The organism is Tsukamurella sp. PLM1 (assembly GCF_023168325.1).
Lineage (GTDB): Bacteria > Actinomycetota > Actinomycetes > Mycobacteriales > Mycobacteriaceae > Tsukamurella.
Window position 1 is genome coordinate 3,228,912 of sequence record NZ_AP025688.1, and the last position, 26,856, is coordinate 3,255,767.

General features: G+C 72.4%; 23 protein-coding genes and 5 pseudogenes. 13 read left to right on the plus strand and 15 right to left on the minus strand.

All coding sequences use genetic code 11. From position 1 onward, the window contains the following. Positions 1–53 precede the first annotated feature (53 nt). Positions 54–947, minus strand: a complete 894-nt coding sequence (gene nudC / locus MTP03_RS16590; protein ID WP_371820787.1) for an NAD(+) diphosphatase — start codon at positions 945–947, stop codon at positions 54–56. A gap of 23 nt (positions 948–970) precedes the next feature. Between nudC and MTP03_RS16595 the strand changes: the two genes are divergently transcribed. Together MTP03_RS16595 and MTP03_RS16600 are read left to right on the plus strand one after the other, a co-directional pair. After that, the gene (locus MTP03_RS16595) at positions 971–1,255 is read left to right on the plus strand and encodes a hypothetical protein (protein ID WP_248489170.1); all 285 of its coding nucleotides are present in this window, start codon (positions 971–973) and stop codon (positions 1,253–1,255) included. A 328-nt stretch (positions 1,256–1,583) separates the two neighbouring features. Further along, the gene (locus MTP03_RS16600; RefSeq protein ID WP_248489171.1) at positions 1,584–1,763 is read left to right on the plus strand and encodes a hypothetical protein; all 180 of its coding nucleotides are present in this window, start codon (positions 1,584–1,586) and stop codon (positions 1,761–1,763) included. On the opposite strand, the gene MTP03_RS16605 is transcribed toward MTP03_RS16600, so the two are convergent. Beyond that, positions 1,760–2,866, minus strand: a complete 1,107-nt coding sequence (locus MTP03_RS16605) for a TrkA family potassium uptake protein (RefSeq protein ID WP_248489172.1) — start codon at positions 2,864–2,866, stop codon at positions 1,760–1,762. The genes MTP03_RS16600 and MTP03_RS16605 overlap by 4 nt on opposite strands. Before the next feature lie 93 nt (positions 2,867–2,959). Between MTP03_RS16605 and MTP03_RS16610 the strand changes: the two genes are divergently transcribed. After that, a complete protein-coding gene (locus tag MTP03_RS16610) occupies positions 2,960–3,373 on the plus strand; it encodes a hypothetical protein (protein WP_248489173.1) in 414 nt (137 codons plus the stop codon). Here the strand turns inward: MTP03_RS16610 and MTP03_RS16615 are convergent. The 3 genes and pseudogenes from MTP03_RS16615 to MTP03_RS16625 all read right to left on the minus strand — a co-directional run bounded on the left by MTP03_RS16615 (position 3,370) and on the right by MTP03_RS16625 (position 9,966). Continuing rightward, positions 3,370–6,640 (minus strand): annotated as a pseudogene (locus MTP03_RS16615) (ATP-dependent helicase). The gene MTP03_RS16610 and the pseudogene MTP03_RS16615 sit on opposite strands and share 4 nt — an antisense overlap. A gap of 33 nt (positions 6,641–6,673) precedes the next feature. Then, on the minus strand, positions 6,674–8,482 hold the full coding sequence (locus MTP03_RS16620; protein WP_248489174.1) for a PD-(D/E)XK nuclease family protein: 1,809 nt from the start codon (positions 8,480–8,482) through the stop codon (positions 6,674–6,676). An 11-nt stretch (positions 8,483–8,493) separates the two neighbouring features. Beyond that, a complete protein-coding gene (locus MTP03_RS16625) occupies positions 8,494–9,966 on the minus strand; it encodes a UvrD-helicase domain-containing protein (protein WP_248489175.1) in 1,473 nt (490 codons plus the stop codon). A gap of 86 nt (positions 9,967–10,052) precedes the next feature. Here MTP03_RS16625 and MTP03_RS16630 point away from each other — a divergent pair, with 86 nt between their 5' ends. Together MTP03_RS16630 and MTP03_RS16635 are read left to right on the plus strand one after the other, a co-directional pair. Beyond that, positions 10,053–10,814, plus strand: a complete 762-nt coding sequence (locus MTP03_RS16630; protein WP_248489176.1) for an alpha/beta hydrolase — start codon at positions 10,053–10,055, stop codon at positions 10,812–10,814. 4 nt (positions 10,815–10,818) lie between these two features. After that, positions 10,819–11,109: an MGMT family protein gene (locus MTP03_RS16635; RefSeq protein WP_248489177.1), complete on the plus strand. Its 291-nt coding sequence runs from the start codon at positions 10,819–10,821 to the stop codon at positions 11,107–11,109. On the opposite strand, the pseudogene MTP03_RS16640 reads toward MTP03_RS16635, so the two are convergent. From MTP03_RS16640 to MTP03_RS16650, 3 genes and pseudogenes are all read right to left on the minus strand, one after another. Continuing rightward, a pseudogene (locus MTP03_RS16640) lies at positions 11,095–11,718 on the minus strand (sirohydrochlorin chelatase); the annotation flags it as partial. The gene MTP03_RS16635 and the pseudogene MTP03_RS16640 overlap by 15 nt on opposite strands. Positions 11,719–11,783: 65 nt before the next feature. Next, positions 11,784–12,638: a TIGR02569 family protein gene (locus tag MTP03_RS16645; RefSeq protein WP_248489178.1), complete on the minus strand. Its 855-nt coding sequence runs from the start codon at positions 12,636–12,638 to the stop codon at positions 11,784–11,786. 35 nt (positions 12,639–12,673) lie between these two features. Continuing rightward, positions 12,674–13,114, minus strand: a complete 441-nt coding sequence (locus MTP03_RS16650) for a nitroreductase/quinone reductase family protein (protein ID WP_248489179.1) — start codon at positions 13,112–13,114, stop codon at positions 12,674–12,676. A gap of 51 nt (positions 13,115–13,165) precedes the next feature. On the opposite strand from MTP03_RS16650, the gene MTP03_RS16655 reads away from it, so the two are divergent. Continuing rightward, entirely contained in the window at positions 13,166–13,747 is a 582-nt protein-coding gene (locus MTP03_RS16655) for a hypothetical protein (RefSeq protein WP_248489180.1), read from the plus strand. Here the strand turns inward: MTP03_RS16655 and MTP03_RS16660 are convergent, their stop codons facing one another. After that, a complete protein-coding gene (locus MTP03_RS16660; RefSeq protein ID WP_248489181.1) occupies positions 13,748–14,440 on the minus strand; it encodes an alpha/beta fold hydrolase in 693 nt (230 codons plus the stop codon). A 101-nt stretch (positions 14,441–14,541) separates the two neighbouring features. Here MTP03_RS16660 and MTP03_RS16665 point away from each other — a divergent pair. Continuing rightward, positions 14,542–16,066 (plus strand): annotated as a pseudogene (locus tag MTP03_RS16665) (acyl-CoA synthetase). Here the strand turns inward: MTP03_RS16665 and moeZ are convergent. The 3 genes from moeZ to MTP03_RS16680 all read right to left on the minus strand — a co-directional run bounded on the left by moeZ (position 16,067) and on the right by MTP03_RS16680 (position 19,334). Then, entirely contained in the window at positions 16,067–17,248 is a 1,182-nt protein-coding gene (gene moeZ / locus MTP03_RS16670; protein WP_248492260.1) for an adenylyltransferase/sulfurtransferase MoeZ, read from the minus strand. A gap of 75 nt (positions 17,249–17,323) precedes the next feature. Next, the gene (locus MTP03_RS16675; RefSeq protein ID WP_248489182.1) at positions 17,324–18,325 is read right to left on the minus strand and encodes a DUF3152 domain-containing protein; all 1,002 of its coding nucleotides are present in this window, start codon (positions 18,323–18,325) and stop codon (positions 17,324–17,326) included. A 52-nt stretch (positions 18,326–18,377) separates the two neighbouring features. After that, the gene (locus MTP03_RS16680) at positions 18,378–19,334 is read right to left on the minus strand and encodes an alpha/beta fold hydrolase (protein ID WP_248489183.1); all 957 of its coding nucleotides are present in this window, start codon (positions 19,332–19,334) and stop codon (positions 18,378–18,380) included. A 74-nt stretch (positions 19,335–19,408) separates the two neighbouring features. On the opposite strand from MTP03_RS16680, the gene MTP03_RS16685 reads away from it, so the two are divergent. Further along, a complete protein-coding gene (locus tag MTP03_RS16685; RefSeq protein WP_371820788.1) occupies positions 19,409–20,110 on the plus strand; it encodes a TetR/AcrR family transcriptional regulator in 702 nt (233 codons plus the stop codon). 8 nt (positions 20,111–20,118) lie between these two features. On the opposite strand, the gene MTP03_RS16690 is transcribed toward MTP03_RS16685, so the two are convergent. Continuing rightward, a complete protein-coding gene (locus MTP03_RS16690) occupies positions 20,119–21,273 on the minus strand; it encodes a DUF418 domain-containing protein (RefSeq protein ID WP_248489185.1) in 1,155 nt (384 codons plus the stop codon). A 75-nt stretch (positions 21,274–21,348) separates the two neighbouring features. After that, positions 21,349–22,986, minus strand: coding sequence for a DEAD/DEAH box helicase (locus MTP03_RS16695; RefSeq protein WP_371820789.1), 1,638 nt, complete (start codon positions 22,984–22,986; stop codon positions 21,349–21,351). A gap of 191 nt (positions 22,987–23,177) precedes the next feature. On the opposite strand from MTP03_RS16695, the pseudogene MTP03_RS16700 reads away from it, so the two are divergent. The 4 genes and pseudogenes from MTP03_RS16700 (at position 23,178) to MTP03_RS16715 (ending at position 25,399) form a co-directional block, all read left to right on the plus strand. Then, positions 23,178–23,847: pseudogene (locus MTP03_RS16700) on the plus strand (ferritin-like fold-containing protein). A gap of 65 nt (positions 23,848–23,912) precedes the next feature. Continuing rightward, positions 23,913–24,140, plus strand: coding sequence for a DUF3107 domain-containing protein (locus tag MTP03_RS16705; protein ID WP_248489186.1), 228 nt, complete (start codon positions 23,913–23,915; stop codon positions 24,138–24,140). Positions 24,141–24,164: 24 nt separating this feature from the next. After that, positions 24,165–25,100, plus strand: a complete 936-nt coding sequence (locus MTP03_RS16710) for a PQQ-binding-like beta-propeller repeat protein (protein WP_248489187.1) — start codon at positions 24,165–24,167, stop codon at positions 25,098–25,100. After that, entirely contained in the window at positions 25,097–25,399 is a 303-nt protein-coding gene (locus tag MTP03_RS16715) for a hypothetical protein (protein WP_248489188.1), read from the plus strand. The genes MTP03_RS16710 and MTP03_RS16715 overlap by 4 nt, the downstream gene beginning before the upstream one ends. A 5-nt stretch (positions 25,400–25,404) precedes the next feature. On the opposite strand, the gene MTP03_RS16720 is transcribed toward MTP03_RS16715, so the two are convergent. After that, positions 25,405–26,196, minus strand: coding sequence for a ParA family protein (locus MTP03_RS16720; protein ID WP_248489189.1), 792 nt, complete (start codon positions 26,194–26,196; stop codon positions 25,405–25,407). 37 nt (positions 26,197–26,233) lie between these two features. Here MTP03_RS16720 and MTP03_RS16725 point away from each other — a divergent pair. Next, a pseudogene (locus MTP03_RS16725) lies at positions 26,234–26,847 on the plus strand (acid phosphatase). Positions 26,848–26,856 lie beyond the last annotated feature (9 nt).

The window sequence follows — 26,856 nt, forward strand, 5'->3', positions numbered from 1 at the left end:
GACGCAGTCCGGTCGTCCGCCTCGATGATCCCCGGGATCCCGCCGGCGCAGACCTACTGCGCCGCCCAGGCCTCGGTGATCGCGCGGGCGATGGAGATGGAGTTGGGCAGCAGCAGCGGCGCGTCGGGAGCGTCGGTGGACCAGTCGCCGGCGGCGAGCGCGTCGCGCACCTGCGTCCGGCTGAACCACCGAGCCTCGGCGATCTCGCCGTCGCGGAACTCCAGCGCCGCGTCCCGGGAGGCGCGGGCGGTGAAGCCCAGCATCAGCGACCGCGGGAAGGGCCAGGGCTGGCTGGCGACGTAGGTGATCTCGTCGACCTCGATCCCCGCCTCCTCGCGCAGCTCCCGCGCGACGCACTGCTCCAGCGATTCACCCGGCTCGACGAACCCTGCGAACAGCGAGAACAGTCGCTCCGGCCACTGGTGCTGGCGCCCCAGCAGGACGTGATCGCCACCGTCGTGCACGAGGGTGATCATCGCGCCGTCGGTGCGGGGGAACTCCTCGCGGCCGTCGGTGGTGGTGCGCACCCAGCCCGCCTTCCCCGGGACGGTCGGCGCACCGTCGACGGGCGAGAACCCGGCGGTGGCATGCCAATTGAGGATCCCGAGCGCCTGCGCGAGCAGCGCGGAATCGACCGCGGACAGCAGGTGACCACGCATCCGCAGGTCGGCGCCGTCGAACTTGTCGACGCGCAACGCGAAGACGATCGCCCCCTCGACCCGGCCGAGCAGCACCGCGTCGGCGGGTCGCCGCGGCGCGACCTCGTGCCCCCGCGCGAACGTCAGGGCAGTGCCGTCGAGGTCGAACCGGCCACGCGGATCGACGCGCAGGACCCTCGCCGTGGCCCAGGCCGCGTCGAGGGCGGCATCGTCGGCGCGCAGTTCGTCGGCGCGATCGACGGGGAAGCGGGAGAGCAGAGGGGGCACCGTCAGGCTGAGCTTTGCCACGCCCGCCATCGTAGGCTGTGGCCATGATCGCACCGATCGTGGACGCCGCGTGGGTCGCCGCCCATCCGGACGTGATCCTCGCCGACACCCGCTGCTACCTCGACGGGCGCTCCACGCGCGAGGCCTACGACGCCGGGCACCTGCCCGGCGCGGTGTACGTGGATCTCGATGCGCACCTCGCGGCGCCGCCCAGCGCAGCCGGGGCCGCCACCCCCTGCCGGCCCCCGAGGTGTTCGCCGCGGGCCTGTCCGCCGCGGGAATCGGCGACGGCGCGACGGTGGTCGCGTACGACGACATGGGCGGCGTGATGGCCGCCCGGCTCGTCTGGTTGCTCCGCGCGCTCGGCGAATCGGCCGCGCTGCTCGACGGTCCGCTCGGTCCCCTGGACGACACGGGCACCGTCGAACCCGCACCGGCGACGTTCACGCCGAGACCGTGGCCCGCGGACCGTCTGGCGTCGATCGACGAGGCGGCGGCCGCAACGGTCCCCATGATCGACGCGCGCCCCGCCGACCGCTTCCGGGGAGAGAACGAGACCATCGACCCGCGCGCGGGCCACATCCCCGGGGCCGTCAGCGTGCCCTGCCGGGACAACGTGTCCGACGGTGCGCTGCTCCCCGCGCCGCGCTCCGTTCAGTGTTCGAACGCGCCGGCCTGCGCCCCGGCGCGGACTTCATCTCGTACTGCGGTTCCGGCGTCACCGCGTGCCACAACCTGCTCGTCGCCGAGCACGCCGGTTTCCCCGGCGGACGGTTGTACCCCGGCTCCTGGTCGCAGTACGCCGGCACGTCCCGCCCCGCCGCGATGGGTGCCTAGTTCGCGGACGCCTTGACGTCGGCGTTGCGGACGAACAGCAGGCGGTCTCCGGCCTCGACGACGGCGACCGCGGGCGAGTCGACGCGATAGAGATTGCCCTTGCGGACGACGCCCAGGACGATGTTCGGCAGGTGCCGCGGAGACCGGCCGACCTCGACGCGGGTCACCTCGCGCTCGGCGATGTTGAAGCCGTCGCCCGGTGAGAGCAGGTCCTCGATCATCTCCACCACCGACGGCGTCGTGGTGGCCATGCCGAGCAGGCGGCCCGCGGTCTCGGAGGAGACCACCACCGAGTCGGCGCCGGACTGTCGCAGCAGGTGGGTGTTCTCGGACTCGCGGATCGACGCCACGATCTTCGCCCGCGGCGCGAGCTCCCGGGCGGTCAACGTGACCATCACCGCGGCGTCGTCGCGGTTGGCGCCGATGATGATCGAGGCGGCGCGCGGCGCGCCCGCGAGGCGCAGCACGTCGGCCTTGGTCGCGTCGCCGCGGACCGTCACCAGCCCGTCGATCTCGGCCGCCTCGAGGACGGCCTGGTCGGTGTCCACGACGACGATCTTGCTCGGTTCCATGCCGTCGTTGATCATGGCGCTCACGGCCGTGCGGCCCTTCGTGCCGTAGCCCACGACGATCGTGTGATTGTGCACAGCAGCCCTCCAGCGCTGGATCTTGAACGCCTGCCGGGACCGCTCCGTGAGGACTTGAAGCGTCGTACCGACCAGGACGATGAGGAAGAGGATGCGCAGCGGCGTGATCAGCAGGACGTTGATCAGGCGCGCGGATTGGGTGACCGGCGTGATGTCGCCGTAGCCGGTGGTCGAGAGCGAGACCGTGGCGTAGTAGAGGCAGTCGAGGAAGGTGAGCTGCTTCGCGTCGGTGTAGTCGCCCTCGATCGCCGCGTCGCGATAGCCGTCGCGCTCGAGGTAGACGACGATCACCGCGAGGAACAGGGCGGCGATCGCCACCAGGACCCGCATGCCGATGGCGCGCCACGGATTGGCGTCCCCCGCGGGGATGCGCAGGACGCTGACCAGCGCGTGGTCGGGGAGGTCCGTCAGCTCGGCTTTGTTGATCCGGCGGCGGAACTTACTGCTTGCGGACATACCTATCCTGGACGATCCTTCGCAAGGAACTGCTGACTACTATCCGGTGTAGCACGTCGCCGGAACCGTCGTGCAATCTGCCACAATCTTCCAATGGTGTCCACAGACCGAATTCCCGCAGACCGTCCCGCCCGCACGACCGACAAGGCCGCGAGGGGCATGGCGTTCTCGCTGGCCGGGATGGGCGCGCTGCACTTCGTCGCCCCGAAACCGTTCGACTCCATCGTCCCGCCGAATCTGCCGCTCGGCCTCACGCCCCGCCGCGCTACGCAGCTCTCGGGTGTCGCCGAACTGACGACGGCGGCGCTCCTCGCCGCGCCGCGCACCCGCCGGCTCGGCGGTGCGGCCGCGACGGCCCTGTTCCTGGCGGTGTTCCCCGCCAACATTCACATGGCGCAGCAGTGGTCCGATAAGCCGCTCCCGTTGCGCCTCGGCGCGTACGCGCGGCTCCCGCTGCAGGTCCCCATGATCACGACGGCGGTGAAGATCGCCCGCGACCGCGGTTAGTCGCCTCCTCCCGCGCTCGTGATCAGGCCGGCGAGGCCCGCGTGGTCCAGCAGGTCCGACGGTGCCACCGTCTCGCCGGAGCGCACGTAGAAGAACGCCGCGCGCACATCCTCGATCGGTACGTCGCGCAGGCGCGCCCAGGCCAGACGGTACGCCGCCAGCTGCACCGCCACAGCCCGCTCGTCCGCGGGTTCGGACGGACGGACGCCGGTCTTCCAGTCGACCACCGTGAACCCGCCTCCGGGGTCGCGGAACACTGCGTCCATCCGCCCTCGCACCACGGTCCCGGCGGCAGCGATCTCGAACGGCACCTCGATGTCGACCGGGGTACGGGCGGCCCACTCGCTCTCCTCGAACCGGCGCTGCAACAGCGCCAGGTTCTCGTCCGCGCCCGCGTCGCCGTCGGCGGCGCCGGGCAGCTCGTCGAGGTCGAGCAGCCGGGTCGCGCCGAACCGCCGCTCCAGCCAGGCGTGGAACGCGGTGCCGCGCCGCGCATAGGGATTCGGTTTGAACGGCACAGGCCGGCGCAGGCGGCCGGCGAACGAGGCCGGGCTGCGGCGCAGCTCGACGAGCTGGCTCACGGACACCTCGCGCGGCACCGCGACCTCGAGCTCGAGTTCGGCCTGGCGCTGACGTTCGGCCAGCAGCGCCGTGACGTCAGCGGCCCACCCGTACGGATCCGGCTCGTCGGGATCTGGATCGTGAGCTGCGGGCAGCGCCGCCAGCACCAGACCCGCGCCCGCGTCGACTGCGGTGCGGTGCGCGGCGAGGAAGTCCCGCGGCCACGGCCGCTGCACCGGCTCCGCCTCGAGCGGGTTCTCGGTGTCCGCCAGCGGTTCACCGGCCCACTGGACCACGGCGTCCGGCGCGTGGTCGCGGGCGGCCACCAGGAACCTCGACGGCGCCTTCGGCTTCTTCACGTCCTCGCTCCAGTAGTGCCCCGACAACAGCAGCACCGACTGGGTCCGCGTGACGGCGACGTAGAAGAGTCGCTCGTCCTCGTGCATGTTCATGCCCTTGAGCGCCTTGCGGTGCGCCTCCAGCGCGTCCTCGAGGTCCTTGCGGTTGTTGCACCCCGACAGGTCGAGACGCGGGATCCCGTCGCTCTCCCCCGGCTCCGCGACGTCGCCGCGCAACGACGGCTGCAGCTCCGCCGCGCTCGAGAGCCAGGTGGGCAGGGCGCGACCGGACGGGAAGATCCCCTCCGACAAGTGCGGCACCGCCACCACGTCCCACTCCAGCCCCTTCGCCGAGTGCACCGTGAGCACCTGCACCCGGTCGGTCGCGACCTCGACGTCGCCCGGGGTGAGCCCACCCTCCACCTTCTCGGCGGCGGCGAGGAAGGCGAGGAGGCCCGGCAGGGTCGCCGTCGGGCGCTCCGAGTACGAGACGACGACGTCGGCGAACGCGTCGAGGTGTTCGCGGCCGGCGGCGCGGCCGCCGAGCTGCCGGGACGCGCGGATGCGGGTCTCGATGCTCACGCCGAGCACGCGCTCGGCCTCGGCCACGACCTCGGGCAGCGGGTGCCCGAGCCGCTCCCGGACGTGCCGCACCTCGCGGTCCAGCGACCGGATCTTCGCGAGCCCGGCCGCCGAGTAGTGCGATTCGGGTCCCGGGTCGGCGATGGCGTCGCCCAGGCCGGCCGCGTCCAGCGACTCCGACGGCAGGGTCGCGTCGAGCGCCTCGGCCAGCTGTTCGGGGGTGGCGACGGTGCCGGTCGCCGCGCGGCCGGTGGTGTGCGCGATCCGCCGGGCCCGGTTCCACAGGGCCTTGAGGTCGGCGGCGCCGAGCTGCCAGCGGGGTCCCGTCAGCAGCCGCATCGCGGCGGTCCCCGCCAGCGGTTCGACGGCGAGCCGCAGCAGCGCGACCACGTCCTGCACCTCCGGCGTGCTGAGCAGGCCGCCGAGACCGACCACCTCGACGGGCACGCCGCGTTCGCCCAGCGCGGCGGCGAGGCCCGCCGAATCGGCGTTGCGGCGCACGAGCACCGCCGCCGTCGGGGGCTCCCTCTCGCGTCGATCCGGGCGCGCCAGAGGTCCGCGATCGCGTCGGCGGCCCACTGCCGCTCCTCGATCACCGTGGCGTGCAGGGCGATCCGCAGGTCGCCCTCCGGCGCTTCCGGCCGCGCCTGCAGCTCGGACACGGGGACGCCGCGGCTGCGCAGGTCCTCCGAGACGGCATTGGCGAGGTCGAGCGCGCTCGTCGGATTGCGCCAGCTGGTGAGCAGTTCGCGCCGGGGGCGGGAGCACCGTCGGGCTGCGGGAAGTCGGTGGCGAACCGGGGCAGGTTGGCGGCCGAGGCCCCGCGCCAGCCGTAGATCGACTGGATCGGATCGCCCACCGCGGTCACGGCCGCAGCTCCGGACTCGCCGCCGAAGAGCGACTTCAACAGCATCCGCTGCGCGTGCCCGGTGTCCTGGTACTCGTCGAGCAGGACGGCACCGAACCGAGCCCGCTCATGGCCCGCGACGTCGGGATTGGCGATCGCCAGTTGCGCGGCGAGCCCCATCTGGCTGCCGAAGTCCAGCACTTCGCGGGCCCGCATCTCGGCGGCCACCGCACGCACCAGCGGGATCAACACCCGCCGCTGCTCCTGGATCTCCGCTGCCTTGAGCAGCGCGGCGTTGGGTGCGGCCTTCTGCCGCGGCCCCGGCGGCAGCAGCCCGATGAGCCGCTCCAGCTCGTCGTCGTCGGCCTCCAGCTGGTCCGGCGTCACCAGGTGATCGGCCAGCGCACCGGACAGCCCCAGCACCGCCTCGGTCAGGTTCGCCGGGTTCTTGTCGATCTCGAGCGCGCCGTCCCACCCGGTCACCACGTCGTAGCCGATCTGCCACCGCTCGGTCTCGGACACCAGCCGCACCGACGGCTCCACCGGCAGCAGCATCCCGTAGTCGCCGAGCAGCCGGCCCGCGTACGCGTGGTACGTGCTGATCTCGGGCTCGACGGTGCGCAGCAGCATCCGCAGCTCGCCGGCCGGGTCGATCCGATCCACCACGGCCGCGCCGGCCAGCCGCGCGAGCCGCTTGCGGACGCGGATCATCAACTGCTGCGCAGCCTTACGCGTGAATGTCAGGCCCAGGACCTGATCGGGAGTCACGTAGCGATTGGCGATCAGCCACACCACGCGGCCCGCCATCGTCTCCGTCTTCCCGGCGCCGGCGCCGGCGACGACCAGGCACGGGCCGAGCGGCGCTTCGATCACGGCGCGCTGCTCCGCAGTGGGCGCGAACGCCTGTCCCAGCTCGTGCGCCAGCTCGACCGCGGAGATCAGCGGCGGGTGCGGGAAGCCCCGGGGTCCGGATCAGTCATCGGTCACGCTCCTGCCCTTGTCCACCACCGGGCAGCACGACGCGACCGCGCAGTACTGGCACGACGCGTTGAGCGTGGCCGGGAACTGCGGGCCGCGGGTGCGGCGGGCAGCATCGCGGATGACGCCGAGCCACTCGTCGACGTCCTGCGGGCTCAGCGCGTCCTGCTCGCGCACCGTGGCCCCGGTCTTGTTGTGCGACTTCGCGACGTACACCAGCCTGCCGCCGCCCGGCGTCTCCGGCACGCCCCCGATCCCGCCGTGCGCGAGCGCCACCTGGTAGGTGCGCAGCTGGGCCTGCGCCTGTCCCTCCGCCTGGGTGGGTAGGGTGCGCCCGGTCTTCACGTCGACCACCACCGCGCGCCCGAGCTGATCGCGCTCGAGCCGGTCGATCCGGCCCCGGATCCGCACGTCGGGATCCTCGCCGCCAGCGGCGAGGTTGCCGTCGATCACCGCGTCGACGCCGATCTCGACGCCGGCCTCGGTGAGCTCGCCGCGGCTCCCGGCGAGCCAGGCACGGAACGATTCCAGCATCTCCTCGGTGCGCGCCAGCTCCCGCCGGGCGAACCAGTCCGCCTCGAGATCGACTCGGTCCCACACCCTCTCGAGCGAACGCGTCACCTCGTCCTTCGGGATGTGCCCCGCGACCGCCTGCACCAGCGTGTGCACCAGGTTGCCGGTGGCCTGCTTCGCGGAATCGCCGTCGCTGCCGCCGAATCGCTCCAGCATCCAGCGCAGCGCGCACGCCGACAGCGCCTCCACGTTCGACGGGGACAGCGCCACCGGGCCGTCCTCGGGACGCCACAGCGGGTCGTCGGTGCTGGCGCCGGCGAGCCCGTACCAGCTGTCGGGGTGCGCGCCGGGGACACCGGCGGCGGCGAGGCGGGCGAGTTGCGCCGCCGCGTGCTCCCGCTCCGCCTCCGCGCGCTGCGGGTCGCAGACCACCGCGCGCAGGGTGGCGACCAGCGTGCGCAGGTCCAGGGAGGCCGACGGTGCGCTCTCCACGGCCGGGGTGTAGGTCTCCGGGTCCTCATCGCCCGACGGGGCGATGCCCTGCAGGAACCGCGACGGCACCAGATCGCCGTCGCCGTCCGCCGTGTCCACCGCCGTGATCAGCAGGGTGCGCCGCGCCCGCGAGCACGCGACGAACAACAGCCGCCGCTCCTCGGCGAGCAGCGGCAGCGAGCGCGAGACCGTCGGCAGCGCGGACGGGTCCATGCCGTCCAGCGCGTCCAGCAGCTCGTCGGTGCCCAGCAGTCCGCCGCGCCGGCGCAGGTTGGGCCAGCGCCCCTCCTGCACCCCGGCCACCGCGACCACCTCCCACTCCCGGCCCACGGTGCTGTGCGCCGACAGCAGCGTGACACCGGGCGTGGTGGGCTGGTCGCGACGGATACCCGACCGGGGGATCTGCAGCTGTTCGAGGTACTCCACGAACGCGGTCACCGACGCGGTGGGCAGCGTGTCCGTGAAGTCGGCCGCCGAATCGAACAGGCCCATCACCGCGTCCAGGTCGCGATCGGCCTGGTCACCCAGGGTGCCGCCGCGCAGCGCGAGCGCCCCCCAGCGGGTGGCGAGCCCGGTGGCGGCCCAGGCCGCCCACAGCACCTCCTCGACGGTGCCCGCCCCGGCCGCAGTACGCGCCGCCCGCACCGCGGACAGGACGCGTTCGACCGGTTCCGCCTCGAGCTCGGTGAGCACCTCCCGGTAGGGCCCGAACTCGGCGGCACCCGTGAGCACCGCGGTGAGGATCTCGGCCGAGCCGCGCTCCTCCCCCGGATCGGCCCGGCGCACGGCCCGGCGCACCCGCCGCAGCGTCAGCGGGTCGCCACCACCGACGGGGCCGGACAGGAGGGTGACGGCCTCCGCCGGCTCCAGTCCTCCGGCGCCGCGGCCGCGCGCAGCACCAGCAGCAACGCGTGCACGGCGCGCTGCCGGGCCAGCGGCACATCGGCCGCGGGCACGGTGACCGGCACGCCGGCGTACGCCAGCGCGCGGCGCAACGGCGCGATCGACGCGGACACCGAGCGCACGACGATCGCCATGTCCTCCCACGGGACGCCGCCGACCACGTGTTCGCGCCGTAGCATCGCGGCGATCGCGTCCGCCTCCTTCGCGGGCGTCGAGAACAGCCGCACCGCGGCGGATCCGGGCCGCGGCCGCTCGGGCGCGACCGCGCCGAACCGGTGCGGCAGGCGGGCGGACACGCGGTTGACCGCGCCGGCCACCTCCTCGCCGAAGCGGAAACTGCGCTCGAGCAGCACGTCGCGCTCCTCGGCCACGTCGAGTTCCTGCAGGAACCGGGTGCTGGCACCCCGGAACGAGTTCACCGCCTGGTCCGGATCGCCCGCGATCACCGTGAGTTCGGTGCCCGTCCCGAGCAGCCGGATCAGCGCCGAGGCGAGCGGATCGAGGTTGTGCGCATCGTCGACCAGCAGGAACGGATCCGCTCGCGCTGCTGCGCCAGCAGCGCATCGTCGGTGGCGAGCGCGGTGACCGCCGCGTCGATCAGCTCGGCCGCATCCACCGCCGGGGCCACGGCCCGCGGCCCCGCGAGCCCGACGGAGCCGCGCAGCAGGGTGGTCTCCTGGTACTCGCGCAGGGCGTTCGCCGCGGCCAGCCACTCCCCGGTCGTGCCGCCGCGCGAGCGCCTCGATCTCGTCCGACCCGGCGCCCCGCTGCGCGGCCTGCGCGAACAGGTCGCGCAACGCACCGGCGAAGCCGTTCGTGACCAGTGCGGGCCGCAGCCGCTCCGGCCAGAAGGCGCCGCCGTCCTCGAGGTTGCCGCGCAGCAGTTCGCGCACCACCGCGTCCTGCTCGGACCCCGTGATCAGCCGCGGCGGCGGGCTGCCCGCGTGGGCCGCCTGCAGGCGCAGCACCGCGAAGGCCAGGGAGTGCACGGTGCGCACCAGCGGCTCTCCGGACGCATGCACCCCCTCGCTCCCGGCGAGGACCCGCGCGGACAGTTCCCGGCGCAGCGCGGCGGCGGAGCGCTTGTCGCCCGTGAGGATGAGCACCGATTCGGGCTCCACGAACGGGTCCGTGAGCTTCGCGACCGCGATGTCGATCAGCGCCGACGTCTTGCCCGTGCCCGGGCCGCCGCGGATGCGGTACGGCGCCCAGCCGCCCACATCCAGGGGCAGCGCGCCGGAGGCGGGCGCCGCGAGCTCCGCGACGGGGCCGATCCACTCCCGCGCCGGCGGCGGTTCGGGCGCCGTGTACCGCAGCCGCAGGCGCGGTCGACGGTGCCTGCCCGCACCGTCGGACCCCGGACTCCCGGCTCCGCTCATCGACCGCACCCCCTTTCCTCGCGCCCGACGATCACATCACAGCCCACCGACAAGTCCGCGGACGCACCGCGGGGCACAATCGGATCATGCTGAACACGCACGTCTACGGCCCTGATTCTCCGGACGTTTCCACCGTGCTCGCGATCCACGGCGTCACCGGCCACGGCGCCCGGTGGCGCCGGTTCGCCGACGACGAACTGCCCGGCGTGCGCGTCCTGGCGCCCGACCTGCGCGGGCACGCCCGCTCGACCTGGGCGCCGCCGTGGCACTTCGAGCAGCACGTCGCCGACCTGGTCGAGGTCGTCGACCACCACGGCGGCGGCCCCGTGACCGTGCTCGGCCATTCCCTCGGCGGCGCGCTGGCGTGCCGGGTGGCCGCAGCCCGCCCCGACCTGGTGCGCGCGCTCCTGCTGGTCGACCCCGCTCAGGAGTTGGACCCCGAGATGTGCGGGACGATCGCCGCCCAGACCATCGAGTTCTTCGACTTCACCTCCCCCGAGGAAGCGAAGCAGGAGAAGCGGTCCGGCGCCTGGGCGCAGGTGCCCGAGCCGGTGATCGACGACGAGATCGCCGAGCACCTCGTGCGGCGCGACTCCGGCCGCTGGGAGTGGGACATCAGCTGCGCCGCCGTGGCGGCGCTGTGGGGCGAGCTCGCCCGCCCGGCGGTCGGCGCACCGTCGTCCATTCCGACGGTGCTGCTGCGCGCCGAACGCGCCCACTTCGTCACCGACGCCCAGCTCGCGGCGATGCCGGACGGGGTCGACGTGGTAGTGGTCCCGTCGGATCACATGGTCGTGCAGGAGATCCCGGCGACCGTCGGCGAGTACGCGCGCCGCCTGATCGGATAGCGCGATGGCGAAGGTCACCGAAGATCAGGTGGAGGCGGTGCGGGCGTTGATCGCCGCGATCCCGCCCGGCCGGGTGCGCACGTACGGCGACATCGCCGGCGAGCTGGACCTGAGCTCGCCGCGGATCGTGGGCTGGGTGATGCGCACCGACGCCTCCGACCTGCCGTGGCACCGCGTGGTCCCCGCCAGCGGCCGCCCCGCGCCGCACATCGCCGCGCGCCAGCTCGAGCGGTTGCGCGCCGAGGGCGTGCTCGCCGACGGCGACCGGATCCCGTTGCGCCGCTACCGCCTCTGAGCTACCGCCGCTGAGCGAACCTTGCACGAGCAGGTCGATCACCTCGGGCGCGAGGCCGAGCGGCGCGGCCACCCCATCGGCGCCCGCCTCCGCGAGCCGGGCGTGGAACAGCCCGTCCGCCAACTGATACGCAGCGACGAACACCCGGCGCCCCGGGGCGCGCACCCGCGCAACGGTGTCCGTCACCGCCGGCGTCCCGGCCGCGAGGAAGCCCACCGGGACCTCATCGCCGATCACCTCCGCGAGATACGCCGCCATCGTCCGGACATCCTCGCGCGCACGGGGATCCGAGGATCCCGTCGCGCCCAGCACCACCTGATCGCCGCGCCGCCACCCGGCACCGTCGAGCCGCCGCAGCAGCGCACCGACCAGGGCGCGGTCCGGGCCGAGCGGCGCCGTGACGAGCACGTCGGGGTGGCCGCTCGCCGCGACGTGCCGCGGCACGTCGGTGTGCACGTGATAGCCGGCGGCGAGGAAGGCTGGCACGAGCACGGTCGCGCGGCCGTCCTCGCGGAGCAGGTCCGACGGTGCCGGCCCCAGCACGTCGACGAACGCCACACCGAGCGGGCCGGTGCGGAGCGCGACGGCCTCCGCGAGCTCGCGGATCATCGCCACACCGTGCGCCGAGCGGGTGCCGTGCGCGACGAGGATCCGCCGCACCTGCGCCGGCTCGGTCAGAGCAGCCACCGACCGATCTCGACGATGTGCTCGAGACCGGGCAGGGCGTCGGCCTCCGAGCGGGGGTGCAACGCGTGCACGGCGAGCCGGAAGATCAGGGCGCGCAACACCATCTGCGGCCACTCGGGCAGATCCGCCCAGCGCATGAGCAGGCCGTCGTCGGCGCCGCCCCAGGCGAGGCCGTCGACCGCGACCACGGCCGACGCCCACGCGGCCGGTCGCCAATACGGCGTGAAATCGGTGATGCCGGGAGCCGCGGCACCCGCGAAGAGCACCGACCCGGCCAGGTCGCCGTGCACCAGTTGCGGCGCCGACTGGACCGGGGTGCGCAGCGCCGAGAGCTCGGTCACCAGCTCGGCGGCGCGGGCGCGGTGCGGGGCCGTCTCGTCGAGCGCGCCGAGCTTGCGCGCCACCGAGAGCGGCTTGTCCTCCCACGCGGCGCGGTCGGCGAAGCCGAAGTAGTCCACCTCGGTGTAGGGCGCGACGGCGGGCGCCGAGAGGAAGCGCGGCCGCTCCAGTTTCGCCGTCACCTCGTGGAGGCGGTTGGCCATGGAGATGATCTCGTCGAACCGCGGCTCGAGCGACCCGGCGATGAAGGTGTCCGCCCGCCAGCCCGAGACCACGTACCGGCCGTCGGTGGCGCGGAACGGCCGGGCCAGGCGCATCCCCTCGACGAACAGGTCCTCGCGGACCTTGGCGGACCACGCCGCGCGGGCATGGTCCGCGATCAGCGACAACACGACCTCGCCGCACCGCCAGCCGCCGTCCCATTCGGCGCCCAGCGCGATCGGCTCGGTCTCGTCCAGTCCGAAGGTGGACAGGACGTGCGCGGGAGGTTCGACGGGGCTCACGCTGCAAATCTACCCGCGCCGCCCGGGTACCGCGGCTAGGCGCGGCCGGGCTCGACCAGGATGATCGGGATCAGGCGGTCGGTCTTCGTCTGGTACTCGGCGTACGGCGGGTACGCCGCGACGCCGCGCTCCCACCACTCCTCGCGCTCCGCACCGTGGATCTCGCGCGGCGGCCCTGAGACGACGGTGGTGCCGTCCTGGACCTCGACCTCGTCGTTCGCGAGCAGCGCCGAGTACCAGACCGGGTTGTCCGGGGCGCCGCCCTTGGAGGCGAACGCGGCGTACACGCCGTCGTGCTCCACCCGCATGAGCGGCCGCCGGTACAGCTTGCCGGACTTGGGACCGCGGTAGGTGAAGACCACCACCGCCATACCCGCCACCGCCACCGAATCGGTGGTCCCGGTCTCGTCGATCTTCGCCAGCTGATCCGCGACCCAGCCGGCCTTCTCGGTTGCGTACTCACCTTCGAGGGCCATGACTCCACCCTAGAACGATCGCCGGGACAATTCTCCGGGACAATGGAGCGCGTGCCGAACTCCCGCCCCGTCGTGACCGTTTCCGTCCAGTTCCCCGACCTCTCGGCCGGCGAGTTCGACGGTGTCCGTGCCCGGCTCGAGGCGGTCCGACCCGGCCGGATCGTCCTGCCGCACCAGGCGCACCGCTGGTACGCGGCCTCGTCGGACGCCGAGACGGTGCGCGCGCTCGTCTCGGGGCTGCGCGCAGCGGTCGAGGGGCGGACGCTCTCGTTCGACGACGAGGAGGCGCTCGACGACCTCAGCCAGGAGTACGCCGACTGGCTCGAGGAGTCCGAGGACATCGACGACGCCGACCCCGGCCCGGTCATGAGCTTCTCGGTGCACCTGCCGGCCCTCACCCCCGACGAGTTCCGCGCGCTCGCCGAGGAGCTGCGCGCTACGCACTCCCGCCGCATCGTGCTCGGCGAGCAACGCGGCGACAGCCATCACGAGCTGTCCGAACGCGCCCGGATCGCCGCACGGATGCCGGGGATCCGGGCCGCCCTGCGGGGCGAGCCGGTGCGCACCGTCGACACGCTGCCGCTGGTGGCGCTGCTCCACGACTACGCGTCCTGGCTCTCCGCCGACACCTGATCAACGGATCGCGGCGGCGATCAGCTCCCCGAGCCGCTGCGGGACCGCGAACTGCGGCCAGTGCCCGGACCCGATCCGCGTCACCTCGCGGTCGACGATCGCCCCGTATTCGGCGGCGTGCTCCGGCGAGTCGGCGAGCGCGGCATCGACGCCGGCACCGTCGAGCCCGGCCATCAGCAGCGTGACGGGGATGTCGAACCTCCGGGCGTCGCGCAGGGCGACCGGGTCGTGCGGCACGCCCGCGGGCACCGAGCGCGCGAGGCGCGCGGTCCGCGCGCGCGTCGCCGCGTCGAGGTCGAACACGTCCTCGTCGTCGAAGAAGTCCCAGCCCGGGAACGGGACCACGCCGTCGATCACGTCGAACGCGTTGACCGGGGCGCCGTCGTGCGGCGGCACGGCGTCGACGATCACGACCCGCGCCACCAGGTCGGGCCGCGCGTCCGCCGCGCCCCACGCCGCGTTGGCGCCGCCCGAGTGCCCGACGAGCACCACCGGCCCCTCGGCACCGTCGATCGCCGCCACGACGGCGCCCACCCAGTCGGCGATCCCGGGTCCGGTGCCGCCGTTCGACGGTGCGCCGAGCCCCGGCGACTCGACCACGATCGTGCGGTGGCCCGCCGCTACCAGGGGCGGGAGGACCTCGTCCCAACTCGACGCGTCCAACCACAGGCCCGGGATCAGGATGACGTCCACGCCGGCAATCCTGCCAGCCCCGCGACTTCTGTTGAAGCCCTTCGCTGCGACCAGTTCTCCCGTTACCGTGTGGGCACCTCGAAGTTAAAGGCGGTTCTCCCATGTATCCCGGCGCCTTCGCAGACGTCTCCCCCGGCAAGCCCGCAGCGATCGACGCCGCCACCGGCGAGATCCTGACCCACGCCCGCCTCGATGAGGAATCGACTCGGCTCGCGCATCACCTGCGCGCGCTCGGGCTACGCCGAGGCGACACCATCGCCGTCGTCGCCGGGAACGACCTGCGCGCCTTCTCCGCCTACGCCGCCGCGATCCGCAGCGGCCTCTACGTGACCGCGGTGAACTTCCACCTCACACCGGGCGAGGTGAATTACATCCTGGCGGACTGCGACGCGAAGGTGCTCTTCGCCGGTGCCGACGTGGCCGAGGCCGTCTCGGAGGCGCTACAGCTCCCCGCCCTCGCGGAGCCGGGACACGCGATCGTGTGGGGCGGCAGGATCTCGGGGTTCGCCGACTTCGACACGGTGCTCGCACACGCCGACTCCACGCCGCTCACCGACCAACCCCGCGGCACCGACATGCTCTACTCGTCCGGCACCACCGGCCGCCCCAAGGGCATCAGGATTCCCCTTCCGGAGGGGCAGGTCGACGTGGCCCCGGACGCGTACACCGCGATCTTCGCGCCGATGTACGGCATGGACGCCGACACCGTCTACCTCTCCCCCGCACCGCTGTATCACGCCGCACCGCTGCGCTTCTGCGGCGTCACGATGTCGGTCGGCGGCACCGTGATCATGATGCACCGCTTCGATCCGGAGGAGGCCCTCGCGCTCATCGCGAAGTACCGCGTGACGCACAGCCAGTGGGTGCCGACGATGTTCGTGCGCATGCTCAAGCTGCCGGACGCCACCCGCGAGCGGTACGACGTGAGCAGCCTGCACGCCGCGGTCCACGCCGCCGCGCCCTGCCCCGCCGACGTCAAGCGGAGAATGATCGAGTGGTGGGGCCCGGTGATCCACGAGTACTACGCCTCGACCGAGGCGGCGGGCGCCACGTTCATCTCCCCGCAGGAGGCGCTCGAACGGCCGGGCTCCGTGGGGCGCGCGGGGCTGGGCATCGCCCGGATCTGCGGGGACGACGGTGCCGTGCTCCCCGCAGGAGGTGGGCACGATCTACTTCGAGCGCGACGCCATGCCTTTCCAATATCACAACGCCCCCGAGAAGACTCGCGCCGCACAGCATCCCGACCACGAGAACTGGGCGACCACGGGCGACATCGGCTACCTCGACGAGGACGGCTATCTGTACCTCACGGACCGCAAGGACTTCCTGATCATCACAGGCGGGGTGAACGTGTACCCGCAGGAGTCGGAGAACGCGCTCATCATGCACCCCGCCGTCGCGGACGTGGCCGTGATCGGCGTCCCCGACGAGGAACTCGGCGAAACCGCCCTGGCCTGTGTGCAACTCGCGGAGGGCGCGGCACCGTCGGACGAGCTGGCGCGGGAGCTGATCGAGTACGCGGGCCGGGAACTCGCCCGCTACAAGCTGCCCCGCGCCGTGCGCTTCGTCGACAGCCTGCCCCGCACGCCCACCGGCAAGCTGGTCAAGCGCCTGATCGAGACCTGATCAGTACACCGGGAGCGACGGATCCACCTGCCGGGCATAGGCGTTGATGCCGCCCTGCAGGTGCACGGCGTCGCGGTACCCGGCGCCCTGCACGGTGGCGAGCACCTCCGCCGAGCGGATGCCGGTCTTGCAGTAGAGCACGATCTTCTTATCGGCGGAGACCTGCCCCAGCCCCTCCCCGGATTCGAAGGCGCCCTTGGGAACCAGCTTCGCGCCGTCGAGGTGCACGATCTCCCACTCGACGGGCTCGCGCACGTCCACCAGCTCGTAATCGACGCCGGGGGAACCCATCTCGACGAGCTCCTTGGGGGTGATGGTGCTGCCCGCCGCGGCGCGCTCGGCCTCGTCGGACACCACGCCGCAGAACTCGTCGTAATCGATGAGTTCGGTGATCACGGGCGACGCCGGGTCCTTGCGGATCTTGATGGTCCGGTAGCTCATCTCCAGCGCGTCGTAGATCATGAGCCGGCCCAGCAGCGGCTCACCGATGCCGGTGATCAGCTTGACCGCCTCGGTGCCCATGATCGCGCCGATCGACGCGCACAGGATGCCCAGCACGCCGCCCTCGGCACACGAGGGCACCATCCCGGGCGGCGGCGCGACGGGGTACAGATCGCGGTAGTTCAGGCCCTGCTTCTCGCCGTTCGGGCCGTCCGGGGCGTCCTCCCAGAACACCGACGCCTGTCCCTCGAACCGGAAGATCGAGCCCCAGACGTACGGCTTGTGCGCCAGCGCCGCCGCGTCGTTCACCAGGTAGCGGGTGGCGAAGTTGTCTGTCCCGTCCAGGATCAGGTCGTACTGCTCGAACAACTGCACCGCGTTCTCGGGCTCCAGCCGGTGCCGGTGCAGGTTCACGGTGACCAGCGGGTTGATCTCGAGGATGGAATCGCGCGCGCTCTCGGCCTTCGGGCGCCCCAGATCGGACACGCCGTGGATCACCTGGCGCTGCAGGTTGGACTCGTCCACCTCGTCGAACTCGACGATGCCGATGGTGCCCACGCCCGCCGCCGCCAGGTACAGCAGCGCCGGACTGCCCAGCCCGCCGGCGCCGATGACCAGCACCTTCGCGTTCTTCAGGCGTTTCTGCCCCGTGACTCCCATCTCGGGGATGATCAGGTGCCGCGAATACCGCGCGACTTCGTCACGCGTCAATTCCGCGGCGGGTTCGACCAAGGGCGGCAGCGTACTCACGTTCTGCTCAACGACGGTGCGCCCCGCTCCATTCCCCGGCACGGCACCGTCGGGCCCGGGGAACCGTCACTTGAGGACGGGCGCGACCCACGCGTTGGGGCGGCAGGCCAGATCGTTGTCGAAGCCGTCGGACTTGTCGAGGTTGAAGATGTCGCGGTTCTTCACCCCGAAGCTCTGCTGCATCATGATCGGCGCCAACGCCCCGTTGGCCGGGCACGGCACGTGCTGCGGGTAGCCGATGGCGTGGCCGACCTCGTGGTTGATGGCGTACTGGCGGTAGCCGGTGAGATCGCCCTCGAAGGCGTTCGCGCCGCGGACCCAGCGGGCCAGGTTGATCACCACGCGGCCGAGCTCGCCGTTGTAGCAGGACGACTCCAGCTGGATCGTGTACCCGCACGCCGAGCGCGTGGTCATCGGCGACGTCAGCGAGATGGTGAACGTGGGGGTGCCCTTGTCGATGCGCTGGAACGCGACCGCCGGGTCGTGGATCCAGCTGCGCGGATCGGCCAGCGTCCGGTCGATCATCGTCGCGAACGGCTGATCGCCGCCGAGCGCCCCCATGTCGACGCCGTCCTCGACTGCCACCATGTACGTGAAGGTCTGCTGCTTGCCCTCTCCCACCTTGGGGGTCGCGCCGGGAACCACGTGCCAGATGCCCTGCCCCTTCTCGGTGAAGGCGCCGCCCACCGGCAGCATGCCCGCGGGCGGCACCGGCCCTTGTACGGCCTTCGTCGGCGCACCGACGATGGTCTTGCCCGGCGTCGGGTTGCGCGAGAGGTTCTCGGTGGAGCCGTCGGTGGTGGTCTTCGATTCGAACGGGTTACCCCAGAAGGTCACGATCAGCGCCAGCACCGTGAGCACGGCCAGTACCGGCACCGCGTAGGCGCGCCAGCCGTAGGTGCTCAGCACGCGGCCGAGACGGCCCTGCTTGCGGTACTTGCGCTCGCGGAGCGGCCGGTTGCGGTGCTCGCCGGACGTGGCGCCCCCGGGGTTGATCGGGTCCCACTCCGCCCGAAGCGGCGCGCGGCCGTCCGGCCGGGGACGCCTCGGGTTCGAAGGACTGCTCACGTCGTCAACAATTCCACGAGCGGCACATCGGCCGTGGAACCGACACGCACGCTCAGCGCGATTCGGACGAAACGATCAGGTCGGCGAGGATCTTCGCCGTCTGCACCGGCTTCTCCATCTGCGCCACGTGGCCCACGTCCTCGAACACCGTGAGCGTGCTGCCCTTGATGTGGCGAGCCACCTTCGGCGCGACGCCCACACTCACCAGCAGGTCGCGCGCGCCCCACACGACGGCGGTGGGGACCGACACCGCGCGGGCCGCCGCCCAGTGCGCCGCGCCGAGGTCGACGACCCAGCTGCGGACCAGCGCGTTGAAGCTCGCGGCCAGCGCGTCGGGCGCCCACGGCATCGACGCGCGCGCGGCGGCCTGATCGATGGCCTGCCGCCGCCGCACCGGGCCCATCACCTCCGGGTCGACCAGGATCTCGCGGAACGTCTGGTCCACCTGCCGCTCCGGGTAGGCGCTCGCGATCAGCCGGAAGCCGGCCGGGCCCACCCCGGGCAGCCGCACCAGCGACAGCGGCAGGAATTGCAGGCGCCGCACCCGCGGGCGCAGGTCCGGAAAGGCGGGCGAGATCAGGCCGAGGCTGCGCAACAGGTCCGGCCGGAGCATGGCGACCCGCACGGCGATCGCCCCGCCGAGCGAGTTGCCCACCAGGTGCACGCCGCCGCCACGCACCGCGACGACCGTCTCCAGGTACGCGATCACCGTCTGCGCGAACTCGTCGATCGAGTAGTCGCCGTCCGCGGGCGGGTCCGAGAGCCCGAATCCGGGCAGGTCCAGGGCGTACGACGCGGCCATCGGCGCGAGCACCTGCCCCAGGTCCGTCCAGTTGATCGACGAGCCGCCGAGGCCGTGGATCAGCACCACCGTCGGTCTCGGATCCGACGGTGCCGTGGTCGCGGCGGCGTCGTCGACGTGCCGCGCGAACACCCGCCGGCCCCGGAGTGTGATGAACTCCCCGGGCCACACCTCACTGGTCCGATTCACCTGTGCGAGTTCCGACACACCGGGCAGCTTGCCAGAGCGAGCCGAGGTCGGCGAACCGGGCGGGAGTATTGTTCACAGGTCAGGGCCGCACGGTGCGGCCCACGGAACGGCGAGGTGGATTCATGGCGGACCTGGGCGCGACGACCGCAGCGGGCGATTCCCGCGGCGGAGCGAATCCTGCGCCGCGCCGCACCGCCCGCCTCCCGCGGAGTGCCCGCCGCATCCAACTGCTCGAGGCCGCGAGCAGCGTGTTCGTGGATCTCGGGTACCACTCCGCCGGCATGGACGAGATCGCCGTCCGCGCCGGCGTGAGCAAGCCCGTGCTCTACCAGCACTTCCCCGGCAAGCTCGAGCTGTACGTCGCGGTCCTGAACTCGCACAGCGAGGCGCTCGTCACCGGCGTGCGGGAGGCCCTGAGCAGCTCCACCGACAACCACGAGCGCGTGATCGGCGCCGTGCGCTCGTTCTTCGACTTCGTCGACCGCGACAGCCAGGGCTACAAGCTGATCTTCGAGTCGGACGTGCTCGAGCCCGTGGTGCAGGAGCGGGTCGAGGGCGCGGTCGACGCGTGCATCGACGCCGTGTACGACCTGGTCTCGCAGGACTCGGGCCTCGACCCGTACCGCGCGCGGATGCTGGCCGTGGGGCTCGTGGGCGCCAGCCAGGTGAGCGCGCGCTACTGGCTCTACGCCGACCGCCCGATCCCCAAGGACGAGGCCGTCGCCACCACCGTCGAACTGCTGTGGGGCGGGCTGAGCCACGTGCCGCTGCAGTCCCAGCGCCGCGCGCAGTAGCGGCGCGGTCACGCCGCGCGGTGCATGAGGATCTCGATCGGACCGCGGGAGAACCGACGCGTCCACAGCGCGGACCCCGCCAGTAGGCAGGCCATCACCGCGACGTACACGGCCACCGTGAACACGAGGCGGTGCTCCGCGCCGAACCGGGCCGCCAGCCCGAGGCCCCAGCCGTAGCAGAGCGCCGAGGCGAGCAGGTTCTGCAGCACGTAACCGCTGAGCGCGGTCTTGCCCACGTTGCTCAGCGCACCGCCCACACGGCCCACCGCGCGCCGCTGGTAGAACTCCGCGATCACCGCGAGTAGGCCGAGCGCCACCAGCGGGGCCACGGCGTACCGTCCGACGAAGACCGCGACACCGGCGTGCCCGAGCGGCGCCCCGAGAATCCCGATGAGCAGGTCGGTCGGGGCCGCGACCACGCCGATCAGCATCATGCGGCGGCGCAGCGCGGCACCGTCGGGGCCGAAGAGCCCGCCCTGGAACAGGGCCGCGCCCGTGAGGAACATGGCGATGGTCAGCGGGATCATGAAGATCGTCTCGACGCGGAACAGCAGCGCGTGGTCGAGGCGGAACAGCACGAGGTCGAGGAAGGAACCGTCGGCGTAGGGGTTGGCGCGCGAGGCGTCGCCGCCCGTGCCCATGCCGGACCCCTCCATCGCCATCCCGACCGCCACCAGCGCCACCATGGAAAGGTGCAGCGCGGCGCATCCGACCGCCCAGCGCAGGCGCACCCGCGGCCGCAGGATCAGCATCGCCGACACCACGAAGGACACCAGCGCGTAGCCCATGAGCACGTCGAACTCGGCGACCAGGAGGAAGTGCACCAGCCCGTCGAGGAACAACACGAGGGCGCGGCGCCAGTACCGGCCGGGCCAGGGGCGGTCGTGCCGGGCGGCGGAGGCCTGCTGGATCGCCAGGCCCACGCCGAACATCAGGCTGAGCAGGCCCAGGAACTTGCCCTGCGCCAGGGTCTGCAGCACGCGAATCGGCAGCGATTCCGCGCCGACGGTGTCGAGGTAGCCGACCATCCCCGCGGGTTCGGTGAAGATCCAGACGTTGGTGCCGAAGGTGCCGAGGATCGCGAGGCCGCGGGCGACGTCGAGGGAGGCGATGCGGCGCGTCGTGGGCGCCGGCGTGGTGGTGTCGGTCGTTGTCGAAGCCATGCCCACCACCGTCTCGAAAACGAGTGGACCCCACGACCGCCGTTCGGTGATCGTGGGGTCCGTCTTTCGGTGGACCTATTCGGCGGAGGCCTCCGCCGTCACGGTGCCCTCGGCCTTCTTCGCGCCCGAGCGCCGGCGCCGGCGGCGCTTGCGGGCGGGCGCGTCGCTCTCGCCCTGGTCCGACGGTGCCTCGCCCTCCGGGCCGTCCGTCGCGGGCTTGCCGGCGGGCTTGGCCTCGGGAGCGGTACCGTCGGCCTTGCGGCCGCCACGAGTGCGGGTGCGCGTGCGGGTGCTGGTGCGCTTCTCGCGCGGCTTACGCTCGACGATCTCGCCCTCCGCGCGCTTGCGGACGCCGGGCAGGCTGCCCTTGACCTTCGGGTCGATGCCCAGGTCGGTGAACAGGTGCTCGCTGGAGCTGTAGGTCTCCACCGGCTCGGGCTTGCCGAGGCCGAGCGCCTTGTCGATGAGCTCCCAGCGGTGCAGCTCGTCCCAGTCCACGAGAGTGACGGCGGTACCGGTCTTGCCCGCGCGGCCGGTGCGGCCGATGCGGTGCACGTAGGTCTTGTCGTCCTCGGGGCACTGGAAGTTGATGACATGGGTGACGTCGTCGATGTCGATGCCGCGCGCGGCCACGTCGGTGGCGACGAGCACGTCGATCGAGCCGTCGCGGAACTTGCCGAGCGCCTTCTCGCGGGCGACCTGGCCGAGGTCGCCGTGCACGGCGCCGACCTTGAAGCCGCGCTCGGCCAGCTCGTCCGCGACCTTCTGCGCGGTGCGCTTGGTGCGGGTGAAGATCATCGTGGCGCCGCGGCCCTCGGCCTGCAGCACCTTGGCGACCAGCTCGACCTTGTCCAGCGCGTGGGCGCGGTAGACGAACTGCGTGGTGCGCTCGTGCACCGCGGAGTCGTCGTGGTGCTCGGCGCGCACGTGGGTGGGCTGGGTGAGGAAGGTGCGGGCCAGCGTGATGATCGGGCCGGGCATGGTGGCCGAGAACAGCATCGTCTGCCGGTCGGTGGGGACCATGGTCAGAACGCGCTCGATGTCGGGGAGGAAGCCCAGGTCGAGCATCTCGTCGGCCTCATCGAGCACGAGGATCTGGATCTTGCCGAGCACGAGGTGGCCCTGGTTCGCGAGGTCCAGCAGGCGGCCGGGAGTGCCGACGACCACGTCGACGCCCTTCTGCAGCGCCTCGATCTGGGACTCGTAGGGGCGGCCGCCGTAGATCGAGGTGATCTTCAGGTCCCGCTCGCCCTTGGTGGTCTGCACGCGCACGCCGTCGGAGGCCTGCTCCAGATCGTCGGCGACCTGCACGCACAGCTCGCGGGTGGGGACGATGATGAGGGCGCGCGGCGTACCGTCGAGCGCCCGGAGGCCGTCCTCGCCGACCTCGGCCCGGGCCTGCGTGATGAGACGGTTGAGCAGCGGGACGCCGAAACCGTAGGTCTTTCCCATGCCCGTGCGGGCCTGGCCGATGAGGTCGTTGCCGGCGAGCGCGAGCGGGAGCGTCAGCTCCTGGATCGCGAAGGTGCGCTCGATGCCGCGCTTGCCGAGGGCGCCGACGATGCTCTGGTCGACGCCGAGCTCGGCGAAGCTGGGCGAGACGTGATCGTCGCCGATCACGTGCACGTCCGGCATGCCCTCTTCGGCGGCGGGCTCGGTGTGGATGTCGTTGTTCTCGGTGGTGTTCGAGGTGGTGATGGTTCTGCCTTTCATTGGCGGCGTATGCGTCGCGCTTGTTTCACTCGCGCGCACTGTTCCGGCCAACGAATGGGCGATCTGACGGACCGTCATCCTCGGGCTCCACGCCCGGGATCGGGCGGAGTGCGCGCACAACATACCGGCGACCTCGGGGATCGCGCAGGACCATCGTACCCCGAACGGCGCCGACCACTAGCATGTGCGGTATGAGCGAGCAGCCGCAGCACCCGGGTTCCCCTGCCGAGCATCCCGGCGTCGCGGCCCTGTTCGCCGTCCTCGCGTGCGGCGAGCTGGCGGCGTTCGAGCGGCTCGCGAGGGAGTCGGAGATGGCCCCGGACCTCCGGGGCCGGATCGCGGTCTCGTCGATGGCGGCCGTCCAGATGCGGAACTTCGAGCTGCTGCAGACCGAGTTGGACCGGCGCGGTCACGACGTAGTCGTCGCTACCGCGCCGTACGCGCCCGTGATCACCCGCTACCACGCCCGGACCACCCCGCGGAACTGGAACGAGGCGCTGGTCAAGGCCTTCATCGGCGACGGTCTGGCCGCGGACTTCTACAGTGAGATCGCCCGCGCTCTGCCCGGCGAGCCGGCGGCGGTGGTCTCGGCCGTCCTGTCCGACACGCGCGAATCCGACTTCGCCGTCGACCGCGTCCGGGCTGCGGTGACCGCGAATCCGGCGCTCCGATCCCCGCTCACGCTGTGGGGCCGGCGGCTGCTCTCCGAGGCGATCACGCAGGCCCAGGAGGTCCTCGCCACCCGGGATGAGCTCGCAGCGCTGCTGTTCGAGCACCGGGGACCTCCCCGGCGTGGCGCAGTTCTTCGAGTCCCTGCAGACCCGCCACGCCGAGCGCATGGCCACCCTGAGCCTCGGCTGACTGCCCTGAGCAGAATCGGCGGGCTCTCTCGGCGCCGCAACCCCGGCGGCGGATAACCTCGTGCCATGGAGATCAAGATCGGTATCGCGGAATCGAACCGCGAACTCGTGGTGCAGAGCAAGGATTCGGCGGACGACATCAAGAAGGCCGTGGCCGACGCGCTGGCCGGCCGCTCCGAGCTGCTGGAGCTGGCGGATGAGAAGGGCAAGCAGTACCTGGTGCCGGTGACCCGCATTAGCTACGTCGAGCTCGGCACGTCCGAGAGCCGCGCGGTCGGCTTCAACGCCAGCTGACGGTTCGCCGCTAGGCTCGGGCGCGTGGTGAAACCCGAACGCAGGACCCGAGTCGACTTCGCGGTGTCGGCCGCGATCGTGGTGGCGGTGCTGCTCGCTGGGTTCGCGGTGTGGAATTTCAGCTCCGCCCGCAGGGCCGTGAACGAGACGGTGCCGGCACCGTCGAACCTGCCGGTCGGGTTGGTCGAGCTCCCCGCGACCCTGCGCGACGCGTGGACGGCGCGGGCCGACCAGCCGGTCCTGTCGATCGCGGGCACCGTGGTGACCGCGCGGCGCGGGGAGGTGACCGGGCACGATCCCGCGACCGGGCAGCGCACCTGGCGCTACCAGCGCGACACGGACGTGTGCGGGCTCACGGCCAACTCCGGGCTCGTGCTCGCCTTCTACCGCGACGCGCGCGGCTGCGGCGAGGTCACCGCCCTAGACCCGGCGACCGGGCAGCGGCGCTACAGCCGCTCGGGCCGCGAGGACCACGACGTGACGCTCACCGGGGACGGCAATCACGTCGTCGTCCGTGGCCCCACCCGCGTGGACGTGTTCCGCAACGACCTCGTCCGGACCGTCGAGTACGGCAAGCCCGACGTGCCCGTGAACCCCGACGTCCAGCCCCGCTCGGGCTGCACGATCGGTTCCGCACTCCCGGCGGGCGCGTCCATCGTGATCCTCGAATCCTGTCCCACGGAACCGAATCCGCGACTCACCGTGATCGGCGCATCACCCAAGGAGGCGTCCGAACCACAGGAGACGAACTCGGCGGTCGCCCCCGATCTCGGTGCGGCCTTCTCCACCGACGGTGACCGTCCCCGCCTCATCACCGCGACCGCCGGCGGCGCGGTGGTCTACGTCCCCGCGCAGGACGGCCGGCCCGCGCGGGTGGTCACCGTCGACCTCCGGGGCCGGACGGTGCGCTCGGTGGACGTGACCACCTCCCCGGCGGCGCCCCCGATGCGCCGGTGGTGACGGAGGCCGGCATCGCGTCGTTCTTCACCGGGACGTCGACGGTGGTGGTCGACGCGCCGTCGCTGACCGCGCAGATGGTGATCCCCGGGACGCTGGGCCCCGGCGCCGTGGTCGGCGGCCAGATCGTCGTTCCCGGCCCCACGACGCTCACCGCGTACGACCTGAACTCCCGCGCCCTCGTGCGCTCCGTCCCCGTCGCGCGGCCGGGCCACTCCAGCGGCCCCGTCCTCCTCGCGGTCACCGGCGACACGATCGTGTCGCAATGGGGCGAGACGGTGCAGGCGCACCGTCCGGCCTGAGCGCGTTACTCGGGCGCCCAGGCGACCAGGGGCGCACCGTCGGACACGTGGGCCTTGACGCTGCTCGCCAACTCGCGGTACGCGGTGGCGCCCTTGTTCTTCCGGCCCGCGAGCACGGTGCGGCCGGCGGCGTTGGCCTCCGCGAACCGGACGGTGCGCGGGATGGGCGGGGAGAGCACAGCGAGGCCGTAGCGGTCGGCGACGTCGGAGAGGATGTCGCGACTGTGCGTGGTGCGCGCGTCGTAGAGCGTGGCGATGGCGCCGAGCATCGTGAGTTCGGGGTTGGTGATGGCCTGCACGTCGCGCACCGTCTTGAGCAGCTGCCCCACGCCGCGGTGCGCCAGCGTCTCGCACTGCAGCGGGATCGCGACCGCGTCGGCCGCGGTGAGGCCGTTGAGGGTGAGCACCCCCAGGCTGGGCGGGCAGTCGATGATCACCACGTCGAACGGCTCGCTCACATCGGCCAGCGCCCGCTTGAGCGCGTACTCGCGGCCCGCGCGCATCAGCAGCAGCGCCTCCGCCCCGGCCAGGTCCAGCGTGGCCGGCAGCACCGTGACGCCGTCCTCGGTCTGCAGCAGCACCTCGTCGATCGTCTTGTCACCCAACAGAACGTCGTGCACGCTGTGGTCGATCCGGTCGGGGTTGTGGCCGAGCGAGAACGTGAGGCAGCCCTGCGGGTCCAGATCGACCACGAGCACGCGCAGGCCCAGCTCGACCAGCGCCGCTCCGAGGCTGGCGACGGTCGTCGTCTTCGCGACGCCGCCCTTCTGGTTGGCGACGGCGAGAACGAAGGTCATGCTGCGACCCTACCCACTCATGCGCCAAGATGGCCGGATGAGCACCGCGCACCGTCTCGTGTACATCCGCCACGGCGAGACCGAATGGTCTCGCGCGGGGCGACACACCGGCACCACCGACATCGGCCTCACGGAGACCGGCGTCGAGCAGGCCCGGTCCCTGCGCGCGGTACTGGATTCGCTCGCCCTGCACGACCCCACGGTGTGGGTGAGCCCGCGCGCCCGCGCCGCCCGGACCGCCGAGCTGGCGGGGCTCACCGTCTCCGCGGTCGAGCCCGACCTCGCCGAGTGGGACTACGGCGACTACGAGGGCCGCACCAGCGCAGAGATCCGCGAGAGCGACCCCGGCTGGACGGTGTGGCGCTCGGGGCGCCCGGCGGCGAGTCGATGGACCAGGTGTGTGCGCGGGTCGACCGGGTGATCGCGAACGCGCGAGCCGCGATGGCCGACGGTGACGTCGTCCTCGTCGCGCACGGACACCTCGGCCGGGTACTGACGGCGCGGTTCCTGCAGCAACCGCCGGAGTTCGGGCGGCACGTGATGATCCTGCCGGCGTCGGCGGCCGTGTTCGGTTTCGACCGCGACGACGTGCCGCAACTGACCCGGTTCGGGCTCACCGGCTACGCCGCGGCCCACTACTCGGGGCGCTGAACCGGCGGG

Excerpts from the sequence above, each read along its gene's own strand:
- MTP03_RS16695 (WP_371820789.1), bottom strand. The coding sequence starts at position 22,986 with ATGAAAGGCAGAACCATCACCACCTCGAACACCACCGAGAACAACGAC.
- MTP03_RS16610 (WP_248489173.1), top strand. The coding sequence starts at position 2,960 with ATGGTGTCCACAGACCGAATTCCCGCAGACCGTCCCGCCCGCACGACC.
- MTP03_RS16630 (WP_248489176.1), top strand. The coding sequence starts at position 10,053 with ATGCTGAACACGCACGTCTACGGCCCTGATTCTCCGGACGTTTCCACC.
- MTP03_RS16625 (WP_248489175.1), bottom strand. The coding sequence starts at position 9,966 with ATGAGCGGAGCCGGGAGTCCGGGGTCCGACGGTGCGGGCAGGCACCGT.
- MTP03_RS16635 (WP_248489177.1), top strand. The coding sequence starts at position 10,819 with ATGGCGAAGGTCACCGAAGATCAGGTGGAGGCGGTGCGGGCGTTGATC.
- MTP03_RS16605 (WP_248489172.1), bottom strand. The coding sequence starts at position 2,866 with ATGTCCGCAAGCAGTAAGTTCCGCCGCCGGATCAACAAAGCCGAGCTG.
- MTP03_RS16705 (WP_248489186.1), top strand. The coding sequence starts at position 23,913 with ATGGAGATCAAGATCGGTATCGCGGAATCGAACCGCGAACTCGTGGTG.
- MTP03_RS16690 (WP_248489185.1), bottom strand. The coding sequence starts at position 21,273 with ATGGCTTCGACAACGACCGACACCACCACGCCGGCGCCCACGACGCGC.
- MTP03_RS16595 (WP_248489170.1), top strand. The coding sequence starts at position 971 with ATGATCGCACCGATCGTGGACGCCGCGTGGGTCGCCGCCCATCCGGAC.
- MTP03_RS16720 (WP_248489189.1), bottom strand. The coding sequence starts at position 26,196 with ATGACCTTCGTTCTCGCCGTCGCCAACCAGAAGGGCGGCGTCGCGAAG.
- MTP03_RS16650 (WP_248489179.1), bottom strand. The coding sequence starts at position 13,114 with ATGGCCCTCGAAGGTGAGTACGCAACCGAGAAGGCCGGCTGGGTCGCG.